The sequence below is a fragment of the Massilia sp. TS11 genome, assembly GCF_022012445.1.
In the GTDB taxonomy this organism is placed as follows: Bacteria; Pseudomonadota; Gammaproteobacteria; order Burkholderiales; family Burkholderiaceae_D; genus Telluria.
The window spans coordinates 54,895-75,070 of record NZ_JAKLTS010000008.1 but is presented as its reverse complement, the minus strand read 5'-3'; the positions used below and the strand labels follow the sequence as shown (position 1 = coordinate 75,070).

Sequence of the window (20,176 nt, the reverse complement as noted above, 5' to 3'; positions counted from 1 at the left end):
CCGGTTTGCAGCGGCGGCTTCAGGCGCCGCCGGCGTAGCCCTGCTGGCGCCAGGCTTCGTAGACGACCACGGCGACCGTGTTCGACAGGTTCAGGCTGCGGCTGTGCGGCAGCATCGGCAGGCGGATGCGCTGCGCTTCGGGAAAGCTGTTGCGCAGGGCCGGATCGAGCCCGCGCGTCTCGCAGCCGAAGATGAAATAGTCGCCCGGGGCAAAGTCCAGCGCGGCAAACGGGCGCGCGCCGTGGGTGGTCATGGCGAACATGCGCGTGCGCGCCGGGTTCTCACTGGCCAGAAACGCTTCCCAGCTCGGGTGGACCTTCATGCTGGCATAGTCGTGGTAGTCGAGGCCGGCGCGCTTCATCTTGCTGTCATCGAGAGGAAAGCCGAGCGGCTCGATCAGATGCAGCTGGGCGCCGGTGTTGGCGCACAGGCGGATCACATTGCCGGTGTTCGGCGGAATCTCGGGGTTCACGAGTACGACATGAAACAAGGGGGCTTCTCCTCTCGATGGGGCGGGGTGCGCGCCAGCACGATGTTGCTCACGCGGCGTGCGCCATGGCGCTTGAGCAGGGCCGCAATGCTGTCGAGCGTGTGGCCGCTGCTCATCACGTCATCGACGACGCCGATGTGGCGCCCGTCAAGCTCTGCCATTGTAGCGGCTGTCAGGCCGAATGCGCCGCGCACATTGGCCGCGCGCGCCGCCGGCGCCAGGCTTGATTGGGCGGCCGTCTCGCGCACGCGCCGCAGCAGATCGGCCCGCAGCGGCAGGCCGAGCGCGCGCGCCAGCGGCCGCGCCAGCTCGAGCGCCTGGTTGTAGCCGCGCTGGCGCAGGCGCGCCGCACCCAGTGGTACCGGGCACAGCAGATCAGGCAGGGCGGCGCCGGCCAGGGCCGCCTGCAGGCGCGCCGCGCCCCATGGCGCCAGCACCAGGCGCTGGCCGAATTTCAGCTGCAGCACCAGGCGGTCGAGCGGCTCGGCATACGGACCGGCCGCCAGCGTGGCGTCGAAATGGCGCGGCTGGGCCAGGCAGGCGCCGCACAGGCCGCCGCTGGCGGGCGCGAGCGGGTTGGCGCAGCACGGGCAGCGCGCCATCGGCGGGCAGGCCCAGGCGTCGCAGGCGGCGCAGACGGCCGCGCGCGCCGGGCCGGCGCACAGCAGGCAGGCGCCGGGCAGGCAAAACGCGCCCAGCGCCGCCGCCCAGCGGCCCAAACGGTTACACTGGCGCCTTTCCTGTTCTTGTTTGTCGCTGTCCATGGCTGCTCCGTCCGAACTCAGTGCCCCGATCGATCTGGCCCGCGTGCGCCGTCTGTTCGCCCGTCCGGAGCGGCTGGCGCTGGCCGACTTCCTGCGGCGTGAAATCGCCTCCCGTATGCATGAGCGTCTGGAGCTGGTGAAAGTTCAACCGCAGCGCGTGCTCGATGCCGGCTGCGGCACCGGCGCCGATCTGGCCGTGTTTCAGCAGCGCTATGGCGCGGCCCAGGTGGTTGGGGTCGACGCCGCCCCGGCCATGCTGGCGGCGGCCGCGGCCCAGCGCCCGGCCGCTGGCGGGCTCAGCGGACTGCTCGGCAAGCTGATGCCACGCAAGACCGGCACCGACCTGGTCTGTGCCGATTTCGCCCAGCTGCCGTTCGGCGTGAACTCTTTCGATCTGGTCTGGTCCAACCTCGCATTGCACTGGCATCCCCAGCCGGACCAGGTGTTCGCTGAATGGCGGCGGGTGCTGCGCGTCGATGGCTTGCTGATGTTCTCCACCTTCGGGCCGGACACCTTCAAGCAGCTGCGCGCGGCCTTCGCCACGCTCGACCAGCATGCCCACACCTTGCCCTTCGTCGACATGCACGATTTTGGGGATCAACTGGTGGCGGCCGGCTTCACCACGCCGGTCATGGACATGGAGGTGATCACGCTGACCTATGACACGGTCGATGCTCTGCTGGCCGACGTGCGCGCATTTGGCGGCAATCCGCTGGCCACGCGCCGGCGCGGCCTGATCGGGCGCGCTGCCTGGCAGCGGGTGCGCGCCGCGCTCGAGGCCCAGCGCCGGCCCGACGGCAGCCTGGCCCTGAGCCTGGAGGTGATCTACGGCCACGCCTTCCGGCCGGCCCCGCGCGTCACCCAGGACGGCGAAGCCATCATCCGTTTCATGCCGCGCAAGCAAGCATAATTTCTTTGCAATAATAAAAAACGCGCCCCACATGGGGGCAAAATTCTGCTTGTCAAGCCCTGCCGGTCAGTTTTTCCCTTGATAGAGTCAGAAGTCCTTGATTATAATCAACGACTAATTTTGTCGAATGTGGACTAGTGCGCTGTAACAAAAGTCTGTATTCACAATGGAAGGTTCCCGCCGGAGGCCCGGCGCGGGGCCTTTTTGTGTGGAAGTCTGTCAGCCTGCAGGACTTTGCAGTTCTGCAAAGTGAAAAGATTCTAATTTTTTGGGTGGTTGGGGAGAACATGATTAATGTAAAGCGACTTCAAGCCTCGATGCTCGGTCTGGCCATGACTGCCGGTCTGCCGGCTCTGGCACAGGAAGCGGGCGTGCAGGGCCGTCCGGTTGAGCTTCAGCTCAACCTGCAGCAACCGGTCACACAGATCGCTGCCGACGTCTATAACCTGCACACCATGATGATGATCATCTGTCTGGTGATCTTCATCGCCGTGTTCGGCGTGATGTTCTACTCGGTGTTCAAGCACCGCAAATCGCTGGGTCACAAACCGGCCACCTTCCACGAATCGACCGCCGTCGAGATCGCCTGGACCATCGTGCCCTTCCTGATCGTGATCGGCATGGCCCTGCCGGCCACCAAGACCGTGGTCGCGATGAAAGACACCTCGAACGCCGACATCACCATCAAGGTCACCGGCATGCAGTGGAAATGGGGTTACGACTACCTCAAGGGCGAAGGCGAGGGCATCGGCTTCCTGTCGACCCTGTCCACCCCGCGCGAACAGGTCGGCCAGCCCGGCGTGGCCCCGGTCGGCCAGCGCAGCGAAAACTACCTGCTCGAAGTCGACAATGAGATGGTGGTCCCGGTCAACAAGAAGATCCGCCTGATTACCACCGCCAACGATGTGATCCACTCGTGGACCATCCCGGCCTTCGCCGTCAAGCAGGACGCGATCCCGGGCTTCGTGCGCGACACCTGGTTCAAGGCCGAGAAAATCGGTACCTACCGCGGCAACTGCGTCGAGCTGTGCGGTAAAGAACACGCCTTCATGCCGATCGTCGTGAAGGTGGTCTCGGCCGAAGACTACACGAAGTGGGTCGAAGGCAAGAAGAAGGAAATGGCCGCCAAGGCGGACGACCCGTCCAAGGTCTGGACCCTGGACGAGCTGAAGTCGCGCGGCGAGAAGGTGTACAACACCAACTGCGCCGTCTGCCACCAGCCGAATGGCAAGGGTGTGCCGGCCGCCTTCGCTGCGCTCGATGGTTCGCCGGTCGTGACCGGTCCGAAAGCTGAGCAGATCAATGTGCTGTTGAACGGTAAGAAGAGCGGCAAGTTCCCGTCGGCCATGCCGGAGTGGAAGGCCCTGTCGGATACCGACATCGCCGCCGTCATCACCTTCACCCGCAACAGCTGGTCGAACAAGGCGGAAGAAAACATTGTCCAACCGGCTGAAGTGCTGGCTGCACGTAAGTAATCGGGAGTTAATATGAGCACGACCACTTTGGATCACGCACACGATCACGCGCACGATCACCATCACGATCACCCGACGGGCTTCCGTCGCTGGCTGTTCGCGACCAACCACAAGGACATCGGTAGCCTCTACCTGTGGTTCTCGTTCATCATGCTGCTCTCGGGCGGCGTGCTGGCCCTGATGATCCGTACCGAGCTGTTCAAGCCGGGCCTGCAGTTCTTCCAGCCGGAGTTCTTCAACCAGCTGACCACGATGCACGGCCTGATCATGGTGTTCGGCGCCATCATGCCGGCCTTCGTCGGCTTCGCCAACTGGATGATCCCGCTGCAGATCGGCGCCTCCGACATGGCCTTCGCGCGCATGAACAACTTCTCGTTCTGGCTGCTGCCGCCGGCCGCGATCCTGCTCGTCGGTTCCTTCTTCGTGCCGGGCGGCGCCACCGCCGCCGGCTGGACCCTGTATGCGCCGCTGTCGACCCAGATGGGCATCGGCATGGACATGGGTATCTTCGCCATGCACATCATGGGCGCCTCGTCGATCATGGGTTCGATCAACATCATCGTGACGATCCTGAACATGCGCGCCCCGGGCATGACCCTGATGAAGATGCCGATGTTCTGCTGGACCTGGCTGATCACCGCCTACCTGCTGATCGCCGTGATGCCGGTGCTCGCCGGCGCCATCACCATGACCCTGACCGACCGTCACTTCGGCACCTCGTTCTTTAACGCGGCCGGCGGCGGCGACCCCGTCATGTACCAGCACATCTTCTGGTTCTTCGGCCACCCCGAGGTCTACATCATGATTCTGCCGGCCTTCGGCATCGTCTCGCAGATCATCCCGGCCTTCGCCCGCAAACCGTTGTTCGGCTACGCCTCGATGGTGTACGCCACCGCCTCGATCGCGATTCTGTCCTTCATCGTCTGGGCCCACCACATGTTCGTGACCGGCATGCCGGTGACCTCGCAGCTGTTCTTCATGTACGCGACCATGCTGATCGCCGTGCCGACCGGCGTGAAAGTGTTCAACTGGGTCGCCACCATGTGGAAAGGGGCGATGACCTTTGAAACCCCGATGCTGTTTGCGGTCGGCTTCATCTTCGTGTTCACGATGGGCGGCTTCACCGGCCTGATCTGCGCGATGACCCCGATCGACATCCAGATCCAGGACACCTACTACGTCGTGGCCCACTTCCACTATGTGCTGGTGGCCGGCTCGCTGTTCTCGCTGTTCGCCGGCTTCTACTACTGGGGTCCGAAGTGGACTGGTTTCATGTACAACGAAACGCGCGGCAAGATTCACTTCTGGTCGTCGATCATTTCGTTCAACGTGACCTTCTTCCCGATGCACTTCCTGGGTCTGGCCGGCATGCCGCGTCGCTATGCCGACTACGCTGCCCAGTTCACCGACTTCAACCAGATCGCCACCGTGGGCGCCTTCTGGTTCGGCCTGTCGCAGGCTTACTTCCTGCTGTTCGTCGTGCTGCCCTCGATCAAAGGCGGCAAGCAAGCCGACGCCAAGCCCTGGGAAGGCGCCGAAGGCCTCGAGTGGACCGTGCCGTCGCCGGCACCGTTCCACACCTTCGAGACCCCGCCGACGGTGAAGTAATGAGTGATGGGAAAAAGCCGAGCAATGCAAGGCTCGGCTTGATTCTGGGCGGCGTGGCCCTGGTGTTCTTCGTGGCGGTGATTGTGCGCCACCTGCTGAAATAATGGCTGAGAACTCCTTCCTGCGCCGCCTGAACCGCGCCACGATGGGCAAGCTGATCGTGATCGCGGTTGTGATGTTCGGGTTTGGGTATGCCTTGATCCCCGCCTACAAGGCCGTGTGCGAAGCACTCGGGATCAACACCCTGACCCAGAAAGATGGCACCGTGGCCATGCCGACCAACACGCAAGTGGATACCTCGCGCACGATCACGGTCGAATTCGACGGCAATGCCCAGGGGCCGTGGCGCTTCCGCCCGGTCAAGAGCAGTGTCGAGGTCCACCCGGGTGAACTGACCACCATCGTCTACGAAGTGGTCAACACCCAGGGGCGGCAGGTGAGCGCCCAGGCGATCCCCAGCTATGCCCCGAAGCAGGCGATGCAGCACTTCAAGAAGGTCGAATGCTTCTGCTTCAAACAGCAGACGCTGAAACCGCATGAAGCCAAGCAGATGCCGGTGATGTTCTATATCGATCCGGCCCTGCCGCGCGATATCAAGACCATCACGCTGTCGTACACGTTTTTTGAAGTCGCAGGGACTTGAATGAATGCACCGAAGCGTTCCGCTTCCTTCCTAGCCACGATGAAGGCCGTGCTCTGGTCCTTCTTCGGGATCCGGAAGAAAAGCGATTACGAGAAGGATGCGCAGCAGCTTAACCCGGTGTATGTGATCATCGCCGGCGTCATCGGCGCCGTCGTGTTCATCCTGGTGCTGCTGAGTATTGTGCGTATGGTGGTAGCCAAGTAAGAATTACAGAGAGTTTTTGTTTAGGGAGATCAGAATGAAGTCACCGCAAGCGACCGCGCCGTACTATTTCGTACCCGGTCCCTCCAAGTATCCGGTGCTGGCCGGTATGTCCCTGCTGCTGACCATGGCAGGCGCCTCCGCCTGGGTCAATGGCATCTCCTGGGGGCCGGCGGCGAACATCGCCGGCATCCTGGCCACCCTGTGCGTGCTGTATTTCTGGTTCGGCACCGCCATCGCGGAATCCGAAGCGGGCCAGTACAGCGACAAGATCGACCTGTCCTACCGCTGGTCGATGAGCTGGTTCATCTTCTCCGAAGTGATGTTCTTCGGCGCCTTCTTCGGCGCCCTCTACTATGCACGTTCGATCACCATGCCCTGGCTGGCCGACCTCGATCACAAGGTGATCTGGCCCGACTACCAAGGCATCTGGGCGGGCGCCTCGCCGGCCGGCACGGTCGAGTCCTTCACCAAGATGGGCCCGTTCCCGATCCCGACCCTGAACACGGCGCTGCTGCTGACCTCGGGCGTGACCCTGACCATCGCCCACCACGCACTGCGCGCGGGCCAGCGCAGCAAGACCGCGCTGTGGCTGTTCCTGACCGTGCTGCTGGGCGCGACCTTCATGGGCTTCCAGGCCTACGAGTACATCCACGCCTACCACGAACTGAACCTGAAGCTGACCTCGGGCATCTACGGCTCGACCTTCTTCATGCTGACCGGCTTCCACGGCTTCCACGTGACCATGGGCGCGATCATGCTGTCCGTCGTGCTCTACCGTGTGATCCGCGGCGACTTCACCGCCGAGCGTCACTTCGGCTTCGAAGGCGCGGCCTGGTACTGGCACTTCGTCGACGTGGTCTGGCTCGGCCTGTACGTCGTCGTCTACTGGATGTAATCCGGCGCGGCCCGCGTGGCCGCCAGGCGAAAAAGCCGCAGGAGGACTCGGTCCGCTGCGGCTTTTTTGCTGATGCCGGCGCCGCTCAGCGGATGCCGGTCGGCTGGATGTAGCCGAAATGGTTGAGCACGAGGATGCTCACGAACAGCAGGATGGACAGGCCCACGCGCATGGCCAGGGCCCCGACCGTCCGATTGCTTTTGCCCTTATCGCGCATGATGAACACCAGCGCGGAGCCGAGACTGGCGATGATGAGGACAAAGGCAATGGCAACGTAATATTTCATGATGTGCGAAACTTGCGGTTTGAGGTGACATTGTAATGCGCTTTCGCTTCCGACTCGTGCCCTTCCTCGCCACCTGTGTGCTGGTGGCGATTGGCGTGTCCGCCGGCCAATGGCAGGACCGGCGTGCGGCCGCCAAGCTCGCCCTGCAGGCCGAGCTGCAGGCGCGCGCCGAGCAGGCTCCGGTCGACCTGAACCGTACGCCGGCCGGCGACCGCCAGCCCGATTTTCAGCCGGTGCGCGTGCGCGGCACGTTCGTCGCCGGCTATCCCGTGTATCTGGAAAACCGCCAATACCAGGGCCGCCCCGGCTTCTACGTGCTGATGCCGCTGCGCCTGGCCGACAGCGAACGCCATGTGCTGGTCGCGCGCGGCTGGCTGCCGCGCGACCCGGCCGCGCGCGAACGCATCGCCCCCTATCCGACCCCGGCCGGCGAGATCACGCTGACGGGCGTCGCCCATGGCGCCCTCGGGCACGCGCTGGCGCTCGGCCAGGATGTGGCGCCGACGGCCGGCGCCATCGTCCTCAATGCCGGCTGGCAGGAGGTGGCCACGGCCAGCCGCCTGGCCTTCGAACCGCTGGTGCTGGAACAGCGCAGCGATACCGGCGACGGCCTCGTGCGCGACTGGCCGGCGCCCAACGTCGATATCAACAAGCACCGCGGCTATGCCTTCCAGTGGTATGCGCTGGCCGTGGCCGCCATTCTCTATTTCATCATCACAGGATTTCGCAGTGGAAGAAAAGAAAGCGAACCCCAAAAGTAGCCGCATGCTGTGGGCCGTGCTGGCCGTCTGCGCCGCCCCCGTCATCGCGTCCTATTTCACCTACTATGTGCTGAAGCCGAGCGCGCGCAATAACTATGGCACGCTGATCGATCCGCGCCAGTATCCGATTCCAGACCTGGGCAGCCGCACGCTCGACGGCAAGCCGGCCGGCCTCAAGGACTTCGCCGGCAAGTGGCTGCTGGTCAAGGCCGACGGCGGCGCCTGTCCGCAGCGCTGCCAGGAGCAGCTGTACTTCATGCGTCAGGAACGCCTGATGCAGGGCAAGGAGATGGACCGCGTCGAGCGCGTCTGGCTGGTCACCGACGACGCGCCGATCGAGCCGCTGCTGCTCAAGCAGCTCGAGGGCATGCGCGTGCTGCGCGTCGATCCGGCCCGCCTGGCCGCCTGGCTGCCGCTGGAAACCGGCATGCACTTGCCCGAGCACGTGTTCATGATTGACCCGCTCGGCAATCTGATGATGCGCTGGCCGAAAGACCCGGATCCGAAGAAGGTCAGCAAGGACATCGGCAAGGTGCTCAAGGCCTCGGGGATCGGCTGATGTCGGCCACGACCCTGTTTCTGCTGTCGCTGACGGCGCTGCTGATTGCCAGCCTGCCGCTGCTGCATGTGCTGCGTTCGCCCGACAGCAACAAGTTCCGCAAGCTGGTACGCGTCACCATCTTCCTGACCTTTGACCTGATCGTGTTCGGCGCCTACACACGCCTGACCGATTCCGGGCTCGGCTGTCCGGACTGGCCGGGCTGCTTCAGCCATGCCAATCCCTTCCTCGCCCAGGAGCATATCGACGCGGCCGAGGCCATGCTGCCGAGCGGTCCGGTGACCACCTTCAAGGCCTGGATCGAGATGATCCACCGCGCCCTGGCCTCGGGCGTCGGCGTGCTCACCATCGTGATCCTGGTCTGGTCGATCCTCAAGTACCGCAAGACCCGCTTTGCCGAGCACTCGCCCTGGCTGCCGCTCGGGATTTTTCTGCTGGTCTGCCTGCAGGGCGCCTTCGGGGCCTGGACCGTCACCTTCAAGCTGCAGCCGATCATCGTCACCACCCACTTGATGCTGGGCATGACTTTCCTCGCGAGCCTGGTCTGGCTGGGCGCGCGCCAGGAGGCCAATCTCGGCAACAGCAATGCCGGGCACAGCCTCGCCCAGCTGCGCAGCGCGCGCCTGCTGGCCCTGGCCACGGCGGCCGTGGTCGCGCTCCAGGTCTTCCTCGGCGGCTGGGTGGCGACCAATTACGCGACCCTGGCCTGCACCGAGTATCCGCTGTGCGCCGGGCGCCTGGTGCCGGAGATGGATTTCGAGCACGGCTACACGCTGTGGCGCGAGCTCGGCAAGACGGCGGCCGGCCACTATATTCCGTTCGCCGCGCTGACCGCCATCCACTGGGTGCACCGCAATATGGCCTGGATCGTGGCCCTGCTGGTCGGCCTGACGGCCTGGCGCGCCTGGCCCCAGGCCGCGCTGCGCCCGACCGTGCGCGCCATGCTCGCCCTGGTGCTCGCGCAGTTCGTGACCGGCATCGCCACCATTTATTTCAAGAGTCCGCTGGCCATTGCCGCCCTCCACAATGCCGGCGCCGCCGGTCTGGTGCTGCTGGCCAGCGTGTTAAACTACAAGGCTAAGTACCAATGCGACCTGGCCCAATCCCATCGCCAACCATGAGCAGCCGCACCTCCGCCGCCCCCCAGCCGGGCAACCGCCTGGCCCAGTACTGGGTTTTGACCAAGCCGCGGGTCACGCAGCTGGCCGTGTTCTGCGCGGTGATCGGCATGTTCCTCGCCACCGACGACGGCCTGCCGCCCTGGCGCACCGTGCTGTTCGGCGCGCTCGGCATCTGGCTGTTGGCGGGCGCCGCCTTCTCCGTCAACTGTCTGCTCGAAGCGCGCATCGACGCCAAGATGGCGCGTACGGCGCGCCGCGCCACCGCCGCCGGCGAACTGACGACGGCGCAGACGATCGGCTTTGCCAGCGCGATCGGCGCTGCCGGCATCTGGGTGCTGTACGCGCTCGTCAATCCGCTGACCATGTGGCTGACCCTGTCCACCTTTGTCGGCTATGCGCTGATCTACACCCTGGTGCTGAAACCGGCCACACCACAGAACATCGTGATCGGCGGCCTGTCGGGCGCGATGCCGCCGGCGCTCGGCTGGGCCGCGGTCGCGAATGACGTGCCGATGCAGGCCTGGCTGCTGGTACTGATCATCTTCGTCTGGACCCCGCCGCATTTCTGGGCCCTGGCCATGTACCGGCGCGACGACTATGCGCGCTCCGGCCTGCCGATGCTGCCGGTCACGCACGGCATGCATTTCACGGCCTTCCACGTCTTCCTGTACGCCATCATGCTGGCCGCGACGACCTTGCTGCCCTTCGCCGTCAAGATGGCCAGCTGGCTCTACCTGGCCAGCGCCCTCGTGCTGAACGCCGTGTTCATCTGGTATGGCTGGCGCATTTACCGCCACTACAGCGACCTGGTCGCGCGCAAGGCTTTCGCCTGGTCGATCATCTACCTGGCCCTGCTGTTCGGCGCGCTGCTGCTCGATCACTACATCCGTTTCTGACCATGAAAAAACTACTGCTCGCCCTGATCGCCACGGCCGCCTTGCTGGCCGGCTGCAAGAAGCCCGAAGCCCAGAGCTTCCAGAATACCGACATCACCGGCATCGACTATGCGCAGGATTTCAGCCTGACCGACATGAACGGCAAGCCGCGCAAGCTGGCCGATTTCGCCGGCAAGGTGGTGGTGATTTTCTTCGGCTACACCCAATGCCCGGATGTGTGCCCGACCACGATGGCCGAAATGGCGAACGTGATGAAAGAGCTCGGTTCGGACGCCGACAAGGTGCAGGTGCTGTTCATCAGTGTCGACCCCGAGCGCGACACGCCGGCCCTGCTGGCCTCGTATGTGCCGCAGTTCGACAAGCGCTTCCTCGGTCTGGTGGGCGACAATAATCAGACCGCGCAGACGGCCAAACAGTTCAAGGTTTTCTACAGCAAAGTGCCGGGCAAGGACGAGAAGACCTATACGATGGACCACACGGCGGGTTCCTTCGTATTCGACACCAAGGGCAAGCCGCGCCTGTTCCTGCGCCACGGCCAGGGCGCCGCGCCGATCGTGCACGACCTCAAAATCCTGCTCAAGCAGTCCTGACCCACGCAACACTTTCCGCCCAAACAAAATGGGGTCAGACCCCATTTTGTTTGAGGCCAATGCCACGCTGGCCGGCACCCGGCAGCGCCACGCCCAACACTCAAAAAATTTCCGCCCAAACAAATGGGGTCTGACCCTGATTTTTCCGTTGGGATAAATCAGGGTCAGACCCCATTTTTTGGGGGGCGGTTTTTTAGCTGTAGAGCTCGGCGGTGGGCAGGGCCAGCCGGTCAGTGCCGACGCCGCCGATGATCAGCACTTTGCCGTTCGGTAGGGCGGTGGCGCTGTGCATCATGCGCGCCGTTGCCATGTTCGGGCCCGCCACGCCGGTGCTCTGGGTCGGGTGGTAGATCTCGGTGCTGGCCACGGCCTTCGACAGGATGTCGGCCGTGCCGCCCGTGATCAGCACGCGGCCGTCGCCGAGGGTGGCGCTGGCGTGCTGGCTGCGCGCGCTCAGCAGGCTGGGGCCGGGCTGCAGCATCAGGCCGCCGATGCCGATGTTCAGCGTGGTCGGCAGCGGCGCGCTGTCGATCAGGGTCTCGCCGCCCAGCACGGCCCAGTCGGCGCCAGCGCGTTTGACGGCATTCGCGTACAGGCGCACGCCACTGTCGAACGAGGGATTGAGCAGGGTCGTGCCATTGCCGATGAAGTCGATCACTTCGGGGCGTGCCGGCTTGCCGTCTATCATGGCACCACCGTAGAGCATCACCAGACCTTGCCCGATCTCCACGCAGACGTGGCCGTAGCGGCTTTGCTGCAGGCCGAAGGGCAGGGTGGTGAAGCGCTCGGTCGCCGGATCGTACACCTCGAGGCTGGTGGCCAGGCTGGGGCCGGCCTGGGTGATGCCGCCGGCGATCAGCACGCGGCCGTCGGCCAGCATGGTGGCCGTGTGGTAGGTACGGCTGGTCTGGGGCTGGCCGCTGGTCGCGCGCGCGGTGCCGCTGACCGGGTCGAAGCGCTCGGCAACCGGCGTGCCCGACACGGTGCGGCTGCCGCCGATGATCAGCACGCTGCCATCGGGCAGCAGATTGGCCGTGTGCAGGGTGCGGCCGCTCATCAGATTGCCGGCCACGCGGAAGCTCTCGCTGGCCATGTCGAAACTCAGCACTTCAAAACTGATGCCGGGCTTGCCTTCGCCACCGACCACGTACACCGTGCCGCTCGGCGTCGCGACGGCCACGTGCTGCGAGCGGGCCAGCGGCAGGGCGATCGTGCTGAAGCTGTTGCGGTAGCTGGCGCTCAGGTCGATGTCGCGCGTGGCCTCCTGGCTGCCATTGCTGACGATCAGGCGGTAGCGCGTGCTGGTGGCCAGGGCCGGCAGGGTGACGGCGGCGCCGCTGGTGACGGCGATCGCACCGGGCTCGAGGCGGCCAGTGCCGCCGCTGAAGGTGGCCGTCAGCTTGGGCTTGTCGCCGACCTGGTAGCTGCTCTTGTCGCTGCTCAGGCCGCTGATGCTGGGCGCGCCGGGCGCGGGCGGGGTCGGGCTCGGGGCCGGGACGGGGGCGCCGCCGCCACCGCCGCAGGCGACCAGGGCGCCGGGCAGGCTAAGCGCGGCCAGGGCGCGCAGGAGTTCACGTCGATCCATAAGGGGGCTCTGTTGATGAGGGCAAAGCACCGAGTGTAGGTCGTTCCGACGCGCTTGGCTGTATTAAATTGTCGCGATTCTGCCGCTAAATCGCGGCAATTGTGTGCATACTTCAGAAGCCGATCATCGCGTGCGCGAGCTCGGGGCCGAGGTGGCGGCGGAAAATCGCTTCCAGCGTGCCATCATTGCGCATGGCCAGGATGGCTTGCTGGAACTGCTCGGCGCGCTCCTCGGGCACCAGCTTACGCGACAGCAGCAAACCGGCGCGGATGCGCTCCTGCGGTTCGGCCCAGTCGAGCAGGTGGACCTGCTCGAGCAGACCGGCCTCCTTCAGCAGCGGCCAGTTGGTCGGCAGCAGCACCAGCGCCTGCACGCGCCCGGCTTTGAGCAGGCGCACCAGGGCCGGCATATCGGCCGCCTCGTACACGCGCCCCTTGATGCGCAGATTGGCCAGCCAGGCTTCGTAGGTGGGGCTGTGGTGGAAATTGCGCACGACCCCGACCTTGTAATCGCTGGCGAGGAAACCATCCATCGTGCGCGCGGCCGGCGGCACCATCTTGCTCAGCACGGCGTAGTGGCGCGAGCTCATGTAGACAACCGAGCGTGCGTACTGGTTGCGTTCGGGCGTGGGGATCGAGGACACGGTCATGGCCAGACGGCCCGCTTCCATCCCGGTCTGGATGCGCACCGTCGATTCGAGCTGGCCGCGAAACTGGCAGCCGGTGCGCCGGGACAGTTCCTCGATGATGTCCTTGTCGATTCCGGCCCAGCCGTTGCGGGTCTGGTAGTAGAGGGCGCCGTGTTCGTAGTAGCCGACACCGAACTCGCCGCAGGCGGGCGCGGCCGCATGCGCCTGGCCTAAGGCCAGGGAGCACAGTGCCGCTGCCAAGCCGAACCGAGCCATCGCGTCCCCTTTTTTTATGATCGCAAAATTCTAGGGCAGGTCCGCGATTTTGGCGAGACAAAAATAACAGCAGGACTCAGAAAGTGATCATGTCGCGCGCCATCTCGGCGTTCACATAGCGGCGGTAGATGCGTTCGAGCGTACCGTCCGCATGCATTTGGGCGATCGCCTGGGCCATGCGCTGGTAGTCGGCCTCGGGCACGCGCTTGCGCGACACGGCCAGGCCGGCCAGCAGGCGCTCTTCGCCGGCCCAGTTGAGCAGGTTGACCTGACCCTCGAGATGCATGTCGCGCATATAGGTCCAGTTGCCGGCCGGGCCGATGATCGCGTGCACGCGCTGGTTGCGCATCAGCTTGACCAGGCCGGGCAGGTCGGCCGCCTCGTACACGCGCCCGCGTGCGCGCATCTGCTCGAGCCAGGCGTCGTAGAAGGGCCCGTGGCGGAAGGCCTTGACCACGCCGACCCGCAGTTCGCTGTTGAGAAAGCCCTCGGGCGTCTGGGTCTCGGGCGGCATGCCCTTGAGCACCATGACATAGTTGTGCGAGCTGACGTAGGGAATGATGCGTACGAATTTTTCCCGCTCGGGCGTGCGCAGGGCGGTGACGGTCATGTCCAGATTGCCGGCCTCGAGCGCGGCCCAGATGCGCACGCGCGAGTCGAGGGCCGTCTTGAAATTGCAGCCGGTCCGCTTGCTCAGCTCGTCGAGCAGGTCCTTGTTGATGCCTTTCCAGCGGCCGTCATGCTGGTAGTAGAGCAGGCCCGATTCGTACAGGCCGACCGACATATCGCCGCAGGGCGGGTCGGCCGCGCGCGCGGCCGGGAGGCAGAGCAAGGCTGCCAAAATGGCAAAAGAGAAACGCATATTCCTCCGATGACAACCCAGCCATTGTGGTCGAAGGCCTGGCGTTTGTCACCAACTATTGCTCGTCGGGCCGATGCGGGATCACCTTCACGAGCATGATGCGCGGGCCCTTCATCTTGCGCACCACCACGTCGAAATGGGCGAAGCGCACGCGCTGGCCCTGGCTTGGCACGTCGCCCAGGCGCAGCATGAGCAGGCCGCCCACCGATTCGACTTCGCCGCCCCCGCTTTCCTCGGGCCCCAGCTCGATGCCGAGCGCGCGTTCGAGCGAGACCAGGGGCAGGCTGGCTTTACCGACCAGGCTGCCGTCGGCCTGGGGCAGCCAGTCGTTTTCGTTGAGACGGAACTCGTCGTGGATTTCCCCGACCAAGGCGCCGAGCAGATTGTCGAGCGTGAGAAAGCCGATCGGGCGCTTGCCCTTTTCGCCGACCAGGGCGAAGTGGGGCGCGCCGGCGCGGAAATGGCGGAACACTTCCTGCGCCGGCGTGCGCGCCGGGAAGGTCTCGACCGGGCGCAGGAAGGCGGCCAGGTCCTCGGGCGGGCGCTGGGCCAGGAACAGGTCTTTCACATGGATCAGGCCGAGCACCTGTTCGCCGCTGGCGTCCAGGTAGGGATAGCGCGAGAAGCGGTTGCGCACCATGGTGGCGAGATTCTCCTCGCGCGTGCAGGCGGCCGACAGACCGATCACCTCGTTCATCGGGCGCATCAGATCGGCCGCCGTGCGCTGGGAAAAATCGAGGGCCTGCAGCAGCACCTGGCGCTCCGGCCCGGTCTGGCCCGGCTGGCTCGAACGCAGAATCAGCTTCAGTTCCTCGTTCGAGTAATGCGGGCTGCCGTGGCCGCCGTCGTGGCCCTCGGGCGCGCCCAGACCGGCCAGGCGCAGGGTGGCGTTGGCGCTCGCATTGAGCAGCCAGATGGCCGGATACATGAGCCAGTAGAAACCGTACAGCGGCACGGCGGCGCCGATCGCGACGCGCTCGGGCAGGCGGATCGCCAGCGACTTCGGGGCCAGCTCGCCGACCACGATATGCAGGAAGGAGATCACGCCGAAGGCGATCGCGAACGACAGGCCGTGGATCCATTCGGGGTCGCGCAGGCCGAGCGCGGCGAACAGGGGTTCGAGCAGGCCGGCAAAGGCCGGTTCGCCGACCCAGCCGAGGCCAAGCGAAGCGAGCGTGATGCCGAGCTGGCAGGCCGATAGATAGGCGTCGAGCTGGCCGTGCACATTGGCCAGGATGCGTCCGCGCCAGCCGCCGCGGCGGGCGATGGCGCGCACGCGCGTCGGGCGCAGGGTGACGATACCGAATTCGGCGGCAACGAAGAAGCCGTTCAGGGCCACCAGGACCAGGGCCAGGATGACCAGCAGCAGATTTTCCATGCAGGCGGAGCGAGTGAGAAAGCCCCCATCTTAGCAGTTCAGCCGGACAGGCCGAGCAGGCGCGCCACCAGCGGGTGGTCGATCTTGCGTTCGCTCGAGATGCCGTAGCACTGGCTGCGTACCTCGGCGGCCGGGCCAATGGCGACGGCGCCGAACTGCTCGCGCAGCGCGGTCGCGTCCATGTCGGGCACGAAAAACAGGCCGGCTCCGGCGCGTCCGAAGGTGGTCAGCAGGGCCGTGTCTTCGAACTCGCCGGCCACCTGCGGGTGCAGCTTGTGGCGCTCGAACCACTGGTCGAGCTGCAGGCGCAGGGCGCTGCTGCGCGTGGGCAGCAGGAAGGGCGCGCCCGTCAGCCGGGCCGGATCGGGCCAGGCCGCCGCCAGCGCCGGGCTGGCCACGATCAGCATCGGCACGTCCTGCAGCAGGCGGCTGCGCACGCGCAGGTGGCCGCCGGGCGGCACCGGGCGGTCGGTCAGCACGAGGTCGTACTGGTGCAGGGCCAGATCGGCCAGCAGCTCGGTGAAGCTGGCCTCGTGGCAGACCAGGCGCAGCGGCGCGCCGGCCTGGCGCAGCGGCTCCAGCAGCTGGAAGGCGGTGGCTTTCGGCAGCGCGTCGGACAGGCCGACGGCGAGGCGGCCGGCGCCATTGTCGGCGGCCTCGAGCGCCTCGCGCAGCTGGCTGCCGAGCAGGAAGATCTGGTCGGCATAGCCGAGCGCCAGGCGGCCGGCCTCGGTCAGCACCAGGCGCCGGCCCTGTGGCGCCAGCAGGCTCTTGCCGAGCTCTTGTTCGAGCGCGGCCAGCTGGGCGCTGACGGTCTGCACGGCCAGGCCCAGGCGTTCGGCCGCGCGCGTGACCGAACCCTCGCGGGCGACCAGCCAGAAATAGTAGAGGTGGCGGTAATTCATCAGATTTTTACGAAGTTAATGCGTGGATTTATCTGATTTATTGGAAGGGTAACATGGCCTACACTCGGGCATTGACCAAAATCAGGAATCCATCATGAAACACTTCACCGTTTCCTTCGTCGTGACCGCGGTCTGCCTGGCGCTGGCCGGCTGGTGGGGCTTTGAACGCGGCGGCGCCAGCGGCGCCCTGACTGCCCTGATGCTGGCGAGCATCCTGGCCGTGCTCGAAGTCTCGCTCTCGTTCGACAATGCGGTGCTGAACGCCTCGGTGCTGCGCGGCTGGGATGCGTTCTGGCGCAAGCTCTTCCTCGGGCTCGGGATGATCATCGCCGTGTTTGGCATGCGGCTGGTGTTCCCGATCATGATCGTGGCCGTGGCGGCCGACCTGTCCTGGCCGGCCGTGTGGCAGCTGGCCCTGAATGATCCGCAGGCCTATGCCCACCACCTGCACGCCCACCATGCCGAGGTGGCGGCCTTCGGCGGCATGTTCCTGCTGCTGGTGTTCCTGAATTTCCTGCTGGACGCGGACAAGGAAGCGCACTGGCTCGGCCCGATCGAGCGTGAACTCGGCAAGCTCGGGCGCGTGTCCTCGGTGTCGGTGATGGTGGCCCTGGCCGTGCTGCTGGCCAGCGTTCAGCTGGTCGCCCCGGGCCAGCAGCTGGCGGCGCTGACGGCCGGTCTGTACGGCATCCTCGCCTATGTCGGTGTCGGCGCCCTGACCCAGCTGCTGGGCGGCGGCGAGGCCGGCGCCTCGGCCGGCGCGCTCGTGCAGAAGGGCGGCATCGGCGCCTTCCTGTACCTGGAACTGCTGGACGCCTCGTTCTCCTTCGACGGCGTGATCGGCGCGTTTGCGATCACCACCGACATCGTCATCATCATGCTCGGTCTGGCCATCGGCGCGATGTTCGTGCGCTCGATGACCGTCTACCTGGTCGAGAAGGGCACGCTTGAGCAATTCGTCTTCCTCGAGCATGGCGCCCATTACGCGATTGGCGTGCTGGCCGCGATCATGCTCGTCAGCATGAAGTACGAAATTCCCGAGGTCGTCACCGGCCTCGCCGGCGCCCTGCTGATCGGCGCCTCGATCTGGTCCTCGCTGCGCCACCGCCGGCGCAGCCAGTAAGCTCAGTGGCCGGCCTTCTGCACGAGGGCCGTGCCGCCGCCGGCGCGCTTGGGTTCGGCCACGGCCGTGACCGTGCCGTCCGGATTGAACACGATGGCGTTGACGATGCCGATTTCGCTCGGCCGTTCGGCCCAGCGGTGGCCGAAGGCTTCGAGCGCGCGCCCTGCGGGGCTGCTGCTGAAGCCGGGCTCGACTTCGGGCGTGGCGCTGTTGCGTGCGCTGATGCGCGGGGCGGCCACGGCGGCCGGCATGTCCATGCCCAGGTCGATGTAATTGACCATAGTCTGCAGCACGGTGGTGATGATGGTGGCACCGCCCGGGCTGCCGATCGCAAACGCCGGTTTGCCGTCCTTGAAGGCGATGGTCGGCGTCATGCTCGAGCGCGGACGCTTGCCCGCTTCCGGCACGTTCGGGTGGGGCGCGCTGAAGTCGAAGTCGGTCATCTCATTGTTGAGGATGAAGCCCCAGCCCGGCACCACGATGCCGCTGCCGCCCCAGTCTTCGATCGTGTAGGTGTAGGAGACCACATTGCCGTCCTTGTCGCTGACCACCAGATGGGTCGTGTGCATGCCCTCGGCCTGCAGGCGCTTGGCGCTGGCCGGGCGCAGCGGATAGCTCGGGTCTTTCTGGAAGGCGAAGGGGTCGCCCGCGCTCAGGGCGCCGGCCGCCTGCTGCAGCGAAATCGCCTGGCGCCGCTGGGCCGCATAGGCCTTCGACAGCAGGCCCTCGACCGGGGCGTCGACGTATTCGGGGTCGGCCAGGTAGGCATTGCGGTCGGCAAAGGCCAGGCGCGCGGCCTCGATGTACAGGTGCTCGGCCTGGGCGCGCGGCAGGGCCTTCAGATCATAGCCTTCCAGCAGGTTCAGGGCCAGGCCCAGGGTGATGGCGCCGCTGCCCGGCAGCGGCATGCCATAGATGTCATAGCCGCGGTAGCTGGTGTGGACCGGTTGGCGGATGCGCGCCTCGTAATTGGCCAGGTCGGCCAGCTGCATGTCGCCGGCGCGCGCCAGCTTGCCCGCGACCACGGGCGGATGCTGGACCGCGTCGACGATGGCCTTGGCCAGCGGGCCGCTGTAGAAGGCCTTGACGCCGCCGGCCGCGATCGCGCGGTAGGCCTTGGCCATGTCGGGATTGCGGAACAGCGTCCCGGCCGGAATCGGTTTGCCGTTCGGCAGATACAGCGCGCGCGTGCTGCTGAAGCGCGCGAATTTCTCCAGCTTGTCGCCCGACAGCGCGGCGAAATGGGGGCCGACCGGGAAGCCCTTGCTGGCCACCTCGATGGCCGGGGCCAGCACCTGCTTGAAGGACATGCTGCCGTAGCGCTGCAGGGCTTCGTCCCAGCCGCGCACCGTACCTGGCACCCCAACTGACAGGCCGCTGGCGACGGCCTCCTCGAAGTCGATCGGCTTGCCCTGCTCGAGGAAGCGGTCGGCGCGCGTGGCGGCCGGCGCCATCTCGCGGTGGTCGATCGTGATCACGCGCTTGTCCTTGGCCAGATACACGACCATGAAGCCGCCGCCGCCGATGCCGCAGCTGAAGGGATCGGTCACGCCCAGCGTGGCGGCCGCGGCCACGGCCGCATCGACCGCATTGCCGCCCTGGTTGAGGATGCGCAGCGCCGATTGCGAGGCCTGCTCGCTGATCGTGGCGACCGCGCCGCCGCTGCCGCTGGCGACCGGCTGGCGGGCGGCGGCGGGCAGGCTCAGGATGATGGAGAGAACGAAACCGGAAACGAGCAGACGCGAAGGCGTAGAGGTCATGGTGCGGGTCGGAGGTGGAGGACGATGAAATACGCGGGCGCGGGCGCATGCAGGCGGATGCGCTCGGGCTCGCGCTCGGGATCGAGCGTGAATTGCCAGCCGGCCGCGCTGACGCTCGGGTTGGCACGGCTGAGGCTGAATGGAATCTCGCTGTCGCCGACACGCAGGCGCAGCTGATAAATGAGTTGACCTTGCTGGATGCACTGGGCCCCCTGCGGGCAGCGGCTGTCCTGCACGCTGTCGAGCGTCAGCAGCTGCGCGGGCGCCAGCGTGGCCTGGGCGTGCAGGGCCAGCGTCAGGGGCGCCGGGGCGGCGGGACCGGCCGCGCTCAGGCCCAGAGCGAGCGGCAGGCAAAGCATGCTGAACAAGGGGAGCAGGGCCATCGCAGCATGTTAGCACAAGAAAAACGGGGCCCGGCGCCAGCCGCGTGCTGCGGCCGGGACCGGGCCCCGTGCTG

General features: G+C 65.9%; 23 protein-coding genes. 13 read left to right on the top strand and 10 right to left on the bottom strand.

Going from position 1 to position 20,176, the window contains the following annotated elements; translation table 11 throughout:
* Window positions 1-19: 19 nt before the first annotated feature.
* Together trmL and LZ005_RS13580 are read right to left on the bottom strand one after the other, a co-directional pair.
* The gene (gene trmL / locus LZ005_RS13585) at window positions 20-490 is read right to left on the bottom strand and encodes a tRNA (uridine(34)/cytosine(34)/5-carboxymethylaminomethyluridine(34)-2'-O)-methyltransferase TrmL (protein WP_237808612.1); all 471 of its coding nucleotides are present in this window, start codon (window positions 488-490) and stop codon (window positions 20-22) included.
* Complete coding sequence (locus LZ005_RS13580; RefSeq protein WP_237808611.1) at window positions 469-1,254, bottom strand: ComF family protein; 786 nt, start codon at window positions 1,252-1,254, stop codon at window positions 469-471. The genes trmL and LZ005_RS13580 overlap by 22 nt, the downstream gene beginning before the upstream one ends.
* On the opposite strand from LZ005_RS13580, the gene LZ005_RS13575 reads away from it, so the two are divergent.
* The 7 genes from LZ005_RS13575 to LZ005_RS13545 all read left to right on the top strand — a co-directional run bounded on the left by LZ005_RS13575 (window position 1,253) and on the right by LZ005_RS13545 (window position 6,989).
* A complete protein-coding gene (locus LZ005_RS13575) occupies window positions 1,253-2,164 on the top strand; it encodes a methyltransferase domain-containing protein (protein ID WP_237808610.1) in 912 nt (303 codons plus the stop codon). The two genes, LZ005_RS13580 and LZ005_RS13575, sit on opposite strands and share 2 nt — an antisense overlap.
* A 287-nt stretch (window positions 2,165-2,451) precedes the next feature.
* Complete coding sequence (gene coxB / locus LZ005_RS13570; protein WP_237808609.1) at window positions 2,452-3,639, top strand: cytochrome c oxidase subunit II; 1,188 nt, start codon at window positions 2,452-2,454, stop codon at window positions 3,637-3,639.
* Between the two features lie 12 nt (window positions 3,640-3,651).
* Window positions 3,652-5,247, top strand: a complete 1,596-nt coding sequence (gene ctaD / locus LZ005_RS13565; RefSeq protein WP_237808608.1) for a cytochrome c oxidase subunit I — start codon at window positions 3,652-3,654, stop codon at window positions 5,245-5,247.
* A complete protein-coding gene (locus LZ005_RS13560; protein ID WP_237808607.1) occupies window positions 5,247-5,351 on the top strand; it encodes a cytochrome oxidase small assembly protein in 105 nt (34 codons plus the stop codon). Before ctaD ends, LZ005_RS13560 begins: the two co-directional genes overlap by 1 nt.
* Entirely contained in the window at window positions 5,351-5,890 is a 540-nt protein-coding gene (locus LZ005_RS13555) for a cytochrome c oxidase assembly protein (RefSeq protein WP_237808606.1), read from the top strand. The genes LZ005_RS13560 and LZ005_RS13555 overlap by 1 nt, the downstream gene beginning before the upstream one ends.
* Window positions 5,891-6,094 (top strand): DUF2970 domain-containing protein, encoded by a 204-nt coding sequence (locus LZ005_RS13550; protein WP_237808605.1) that lies wholly within the window; start codon window positions 5,891-5,893, stop codon window positions 6,092-6,094.
* A 34-nt stretch (window positions 6,095-6,128) separates the two neighbouring features.
* Window positions 6,129-6,989 carry a cytochrome c oxidase subunit 3 gene (locus LZ005_RS13545; protein ID WP_237808604.1) on the top strand — a complete coding sequence of 287 codons (861 nt, stop codon included), beginning with the start codon at window positions 6,129-6,131 and terminating at the stop codon, window positions 6,987-6,989.
* A gap of 85 nt (window positions 6,990-7,074) precedes the next feature.
* On the opposite strand, the gene LZ005_RS13540 is transcribed toward LZ005_RS13545, so the two are convergent.
* Complete coding sequence (locus LZ005_RS13540) at window positions 7,075-7,275, bottom strand: twin transmembrane helix small protein (protein WP_237808603.1); 201 nt, start codon at window positions 7,273-7,275, stop codon at window positions 7,075-7,077.
* Window positions 7,276-7,310: 35 nt separating this feature from the next.
* On the opposite strand from LZ005_RS13540, the gene LZ005_RS13535 reads away from it, so the two are divergent.
* From LZ005_RS13535 to LZ005_RS13515, 5 genes are read left to right on the top strand one after another with little or no spacing between them, the layout of a single operon-like run.
* Window positions 7,311-8,036: an SURF1 family protein gene (locus LZ005_RS13535; RefSeq protein WP_237808602.1), complete on the top strand. Its 726-nt coding sequence runs from the start codon at window positions 7,311-7,313 to the stop codon at window positions 8,034-8,036.
* Between the two features lie 4 nt (window positions 8,037-8,040).
* Complete coding sequence (locus LZ005_RS13530) at window positions 8,041-8,595, top strand: cytochrome C oxidase subunit I (RefSeq protein ID WP_237808601.1); 555 nt, start codon at window positions 8,041-8,043, stop codon at window positions 8,593-8,595.
* The gene (locus LZ005_RS13525; RefSeq protein WP_237808600.1) at window positions 8,595-9,716 is read left to right on the top strand and encodes a heme A synthase; all 1,122 of its coding nucleotides are present in this window, start codon (window positions 8,595-8,597) and stop codon (window positions 9,714-9,716) included. Before LZ005_RS13530 ends, LZ005_RS13525 begins: the two co-directional genes overlap by 1 nt.
* Window positions 9,713-10,612: a heme o synthase gene (gene cyoE / locus LZ005_RS13520; RefSeq protein ID WP_237808599.1), complete on the top strand. Its 900-nt coding sequence runs from the start codon at window positions 9,713-9,715 to the stop codon at window positions 10,610-10,612. The genes LZ005_RS13525 and cyoE overlap by 4 nt, the downstream gene beginning before the upstream one ends.
* Window positions 10,613-10,614: 2 nt before the next feature.
* On the top strand, window positions 10,615-11,202 hold the full coding sequence (locus tag LZ005_RS13515) for an SCO family protein (protein WP_237808598.1): 588 nt from the start codon (window positions 10,615-10,617) through the stop codon (window positions 11,200-11,202).
* A 193-nt stretch (window positions 11,203-11,395) separates the two neighbouring features.
* On the opposite strand, the gene LZ005_RS13510 is transcribed toward LZ005_RS13515, so the two are convergent.
* The 5 genes from LZ005_RS13510 to LZ005_RS13490 form a co-directional block, all read right to left on the bottom strand.
* Window positions 11,396-12,787, bottom strand: coding sequence for a kelch repeat-containing protein (locus LZ005_RS13510; protein WP_269106704.1), 1,392 nt, complete (start codon window positions 12,785-12,787; stop codon window positions 11,396-11,398).
* 112 nt (window positions 12,788-12,899) lie between these two features.
* On the bottom strand, window positions 12,900-13,676 hold the full coding sequence (locus tag LZ005_RS13505; protein WP_237808597.1) for an ABC transporter substrate-binding protein: 777 nt from the start codon (window positions 13,674-13,676) through the stop codon (window positions 12,900-12,902).
* 91 nt (window positions 13,677-13,767) lie between these two features.
* Window positions 13,768-14,553 (bottom strand): ABC transporter substrate-binding protein, encoded by a 786-nt coding sequence (locus LZ005_RS13500; protein WP_237808596.1) that lies wholly within the window; start codon window positions 14,551-14,553, stop codon window positions 13,768-13,770.
* Window positions 14,554-14,608: 55 nt separating this feature from the next.
* Complete coding sequence (locus LZ005_RS13495; protein ID WP_237808595.1) at window positions 14,609-15,931, bottom strand: hemolysin family protein; 1,323 nt, start codon at window positions 15,929-15,931, stop codon at window positions 14,609-14,611.
* A gap of 38 nt (window positions 15,932-15,969) precedes the next feature.
* Window positions 15,970-16,836, bottom strand: coding sequence for a LysR family transcriptional regulator (locus LZ005_RS13490; RefSeq protein WP_237808594.1), 867 nt, complete (start codon window positions 16,834-16,836; stop codon window positions 15,970-15,972).
* A gap of 94 nt (window positions 16,837-16,930) precedes the next feature.
* On the opposite strand from LZ005_RS13490, the gene LZ005_RS13485 reads away from it, so the two are divergent.
* A complete protein-coding gene (locus LZ005_RS13485) occupies window positions 16,931-17,959 on the top strand; it encodes a DUF475 domain-containing protein (protein ID WP_237808593.1) in 1,029 nt (342 codons plus the stop codon).
* Between the two features lie 2 nt (window positions 17,960-17,961).
* Here LZ005_RS13485 and ggt read toward each other — a convergent pair whose 3' ends face one another.
* A complete protein-coding gene (gene ggt / locus LZ005_RS13480; RefSeq protein WP_237808592.1) occupies window positions 17,962-19,719 on the bottom strand; it encodes a gamma-glutamyltransferase in 1,758 nt (585 codons plus the stop codon).
* The gene (locus LZ005_RS13475) at window positions 19,716-20,102 is read right to left on the bottom strand and encodes a hypothetical protein (protein ID WP_237808591.1); all 387 of its coding nucleotides are present in this window, start codon (window positions 20,100-20,102) and stop codon (window positions 19,716-19,718) included. Before LZ005_RS13475 ends, ggt begins: the two co-directional genes overlap by 4 nt.
* Between the last annotated feature and the right edge of the window lie 74 nt (window positions 20,103-20,176).

Excerpts from the sequence above, each read along its gene's own strand:
- LZ005_RS13475 (WP_237808591.1), bottom strand. The coding sequence starts at position 20,102 with ATGGCCCTGCTCCCCTTGTTCAGCATGCTTTGCCTGCCGCTCGCTCTG.
- LZ005_RS13560 (WP_237808607.1), top strand. The coding sequence starts at position 5,247 with ATGAGTGATGGGAAAAAGCCGAGCAATGCAAGGCTCGGCTTGATTCTG.
- coxB (WP_237808609.1), top strand. The coding sequence starts at position 2,452 with ATGATTAATGTAAAGCGACTTCAAGCCTCGATGCTCGGTCTGGCCATG.
- ctaD (WP_237808608.1), top strand. The coding sequence starts at position 3,652 with ATGAGCACGACCACTTTGGATCACGCACACGATCACGCGCACGATCAC.
- LZ005_RS13555 (WP_237808606.1), top strand. The coding sequence starts at position 5,351 with ATGGCTGAGAACTCCTTCCTGCGCCGCCTGAACCGCGCCACGATGGGC.
- LZ005_RS13485 (WP_237808593.1), top strand. The coding sequence starts at position 16,931 with ATGAAACACTTCACCGTTTCCTTCGTCGTGACCGCGGTCTGCCTGGCG.
- LZ005_RS13490 (WP_237808594.1), bottom strand. The coding sequence starts at position 16,836 with ATGAATTACCGCCACCTCTACTATTTCTGGCTGGTCGCCCGCGAGGGT.
- LZ005_RS13545 (WP_237808604.1), top strand. The coding sequence starts at position 6,129 with ATGAAGTCACCGCAAGCGACCGCGCCGTACTATTTCGTACCCGGTCCC.
- LZ005_RS13535 (WP_237808602.1), top strand. The coding sequence starts at position 7,311 with ATGCGCTTTCGCTTCCGACTCGTGCCCTTCCTCGCCACCTGTGTGCTG.
- LZ005_RS13495 (WP_237808595.1), bottom strand. The coding sequence starts at position 15,931 with ATGGAAAATCTGCTGCTGGTCATCCTGGCCCTGGTCCTGGTGGCCCTG.
- LZ005_RS13510 (WP_269106704.1), bottom strand. The coding sequence starts at position 12,787 with ATGGATCGACGTGAACTCCTGCGCGCCCTGGCCGCGCTTAGCCTGCCC.
- LZ005_RS13540 (WP_237808603.1), bottom strand. The coding sequence starts at position 7,275 with ATGAAATATTACGTTGCCATTGCCTTTGTCCTCATCATCGCCAGTCTC.
- cyoE (WP_237808599.1), top strand. The coding sequence starts at position 9,713 with ATGAGCAGCCGCACCTCCGCCGCCCCCCAGCCGGGCAACCGCCTGGCC.
- LZ005_RS13530 (WP_237808601.1), top strand. The coding sequence starts at position 8,041 with ATGCTGTGGGCCGTGCTGGCCGTCTGCGCCGCCCCCGTCATCGCGTCC.
- LZ005_RS13515 (WP_237808598.1), top strand. The coding sequence starts at position 10,615 with ATGAAAAAACTACTGCTCGCCCTGATCGCCACGGCCGCCTTGCTGGCC.
- LZ005_RS13500 (WP_237808596.1), bottom strand. The coding sequence starts at position 14,553 with ATGCGTTTCTCTTTTGCCATTTTGGCAGCCTTGCTCTGCCTCCCGGCC.
- LZ005_RS13575 (WP_237808610.1), top strand. The coding sequence starts at position 1,253 with ATGGCTGCTCCGTCCGAACTCAGTGCCCCGATCGATCTGGCCCGCGTG.
- LZ005_RS13525 (WP_237808600.1), top strand. The coding sequence starts at position 8,595 with ATGTCGGCCACGACCCTGTTTCTGCTGTCGCTGACGGCGCTGCTGATT.
- LZ005_RS13550 (WP_237808605.1), top strand. The coding sequence starts at position 5,891 with ATGAATGCACCGAAGCGTTCCGCTTCCTTCCTAGCCACGATGAAGGCC.
- ggt (WP_237808592.1), bottom strand. The coding sequence starts at position 19,719 with ATGACCTCTACGCCTTCGCGTCTGCTCGTTTCCGGTTTCGTTCTCTCC.
- LZ005_RS13580 (WP_237808611.1), bottom strand. The coding sequence starts at position 1,254 with ATGGACAGCGACAAACAAGAACAGGAAAGGCGCCAGTGTAACCGTTTG.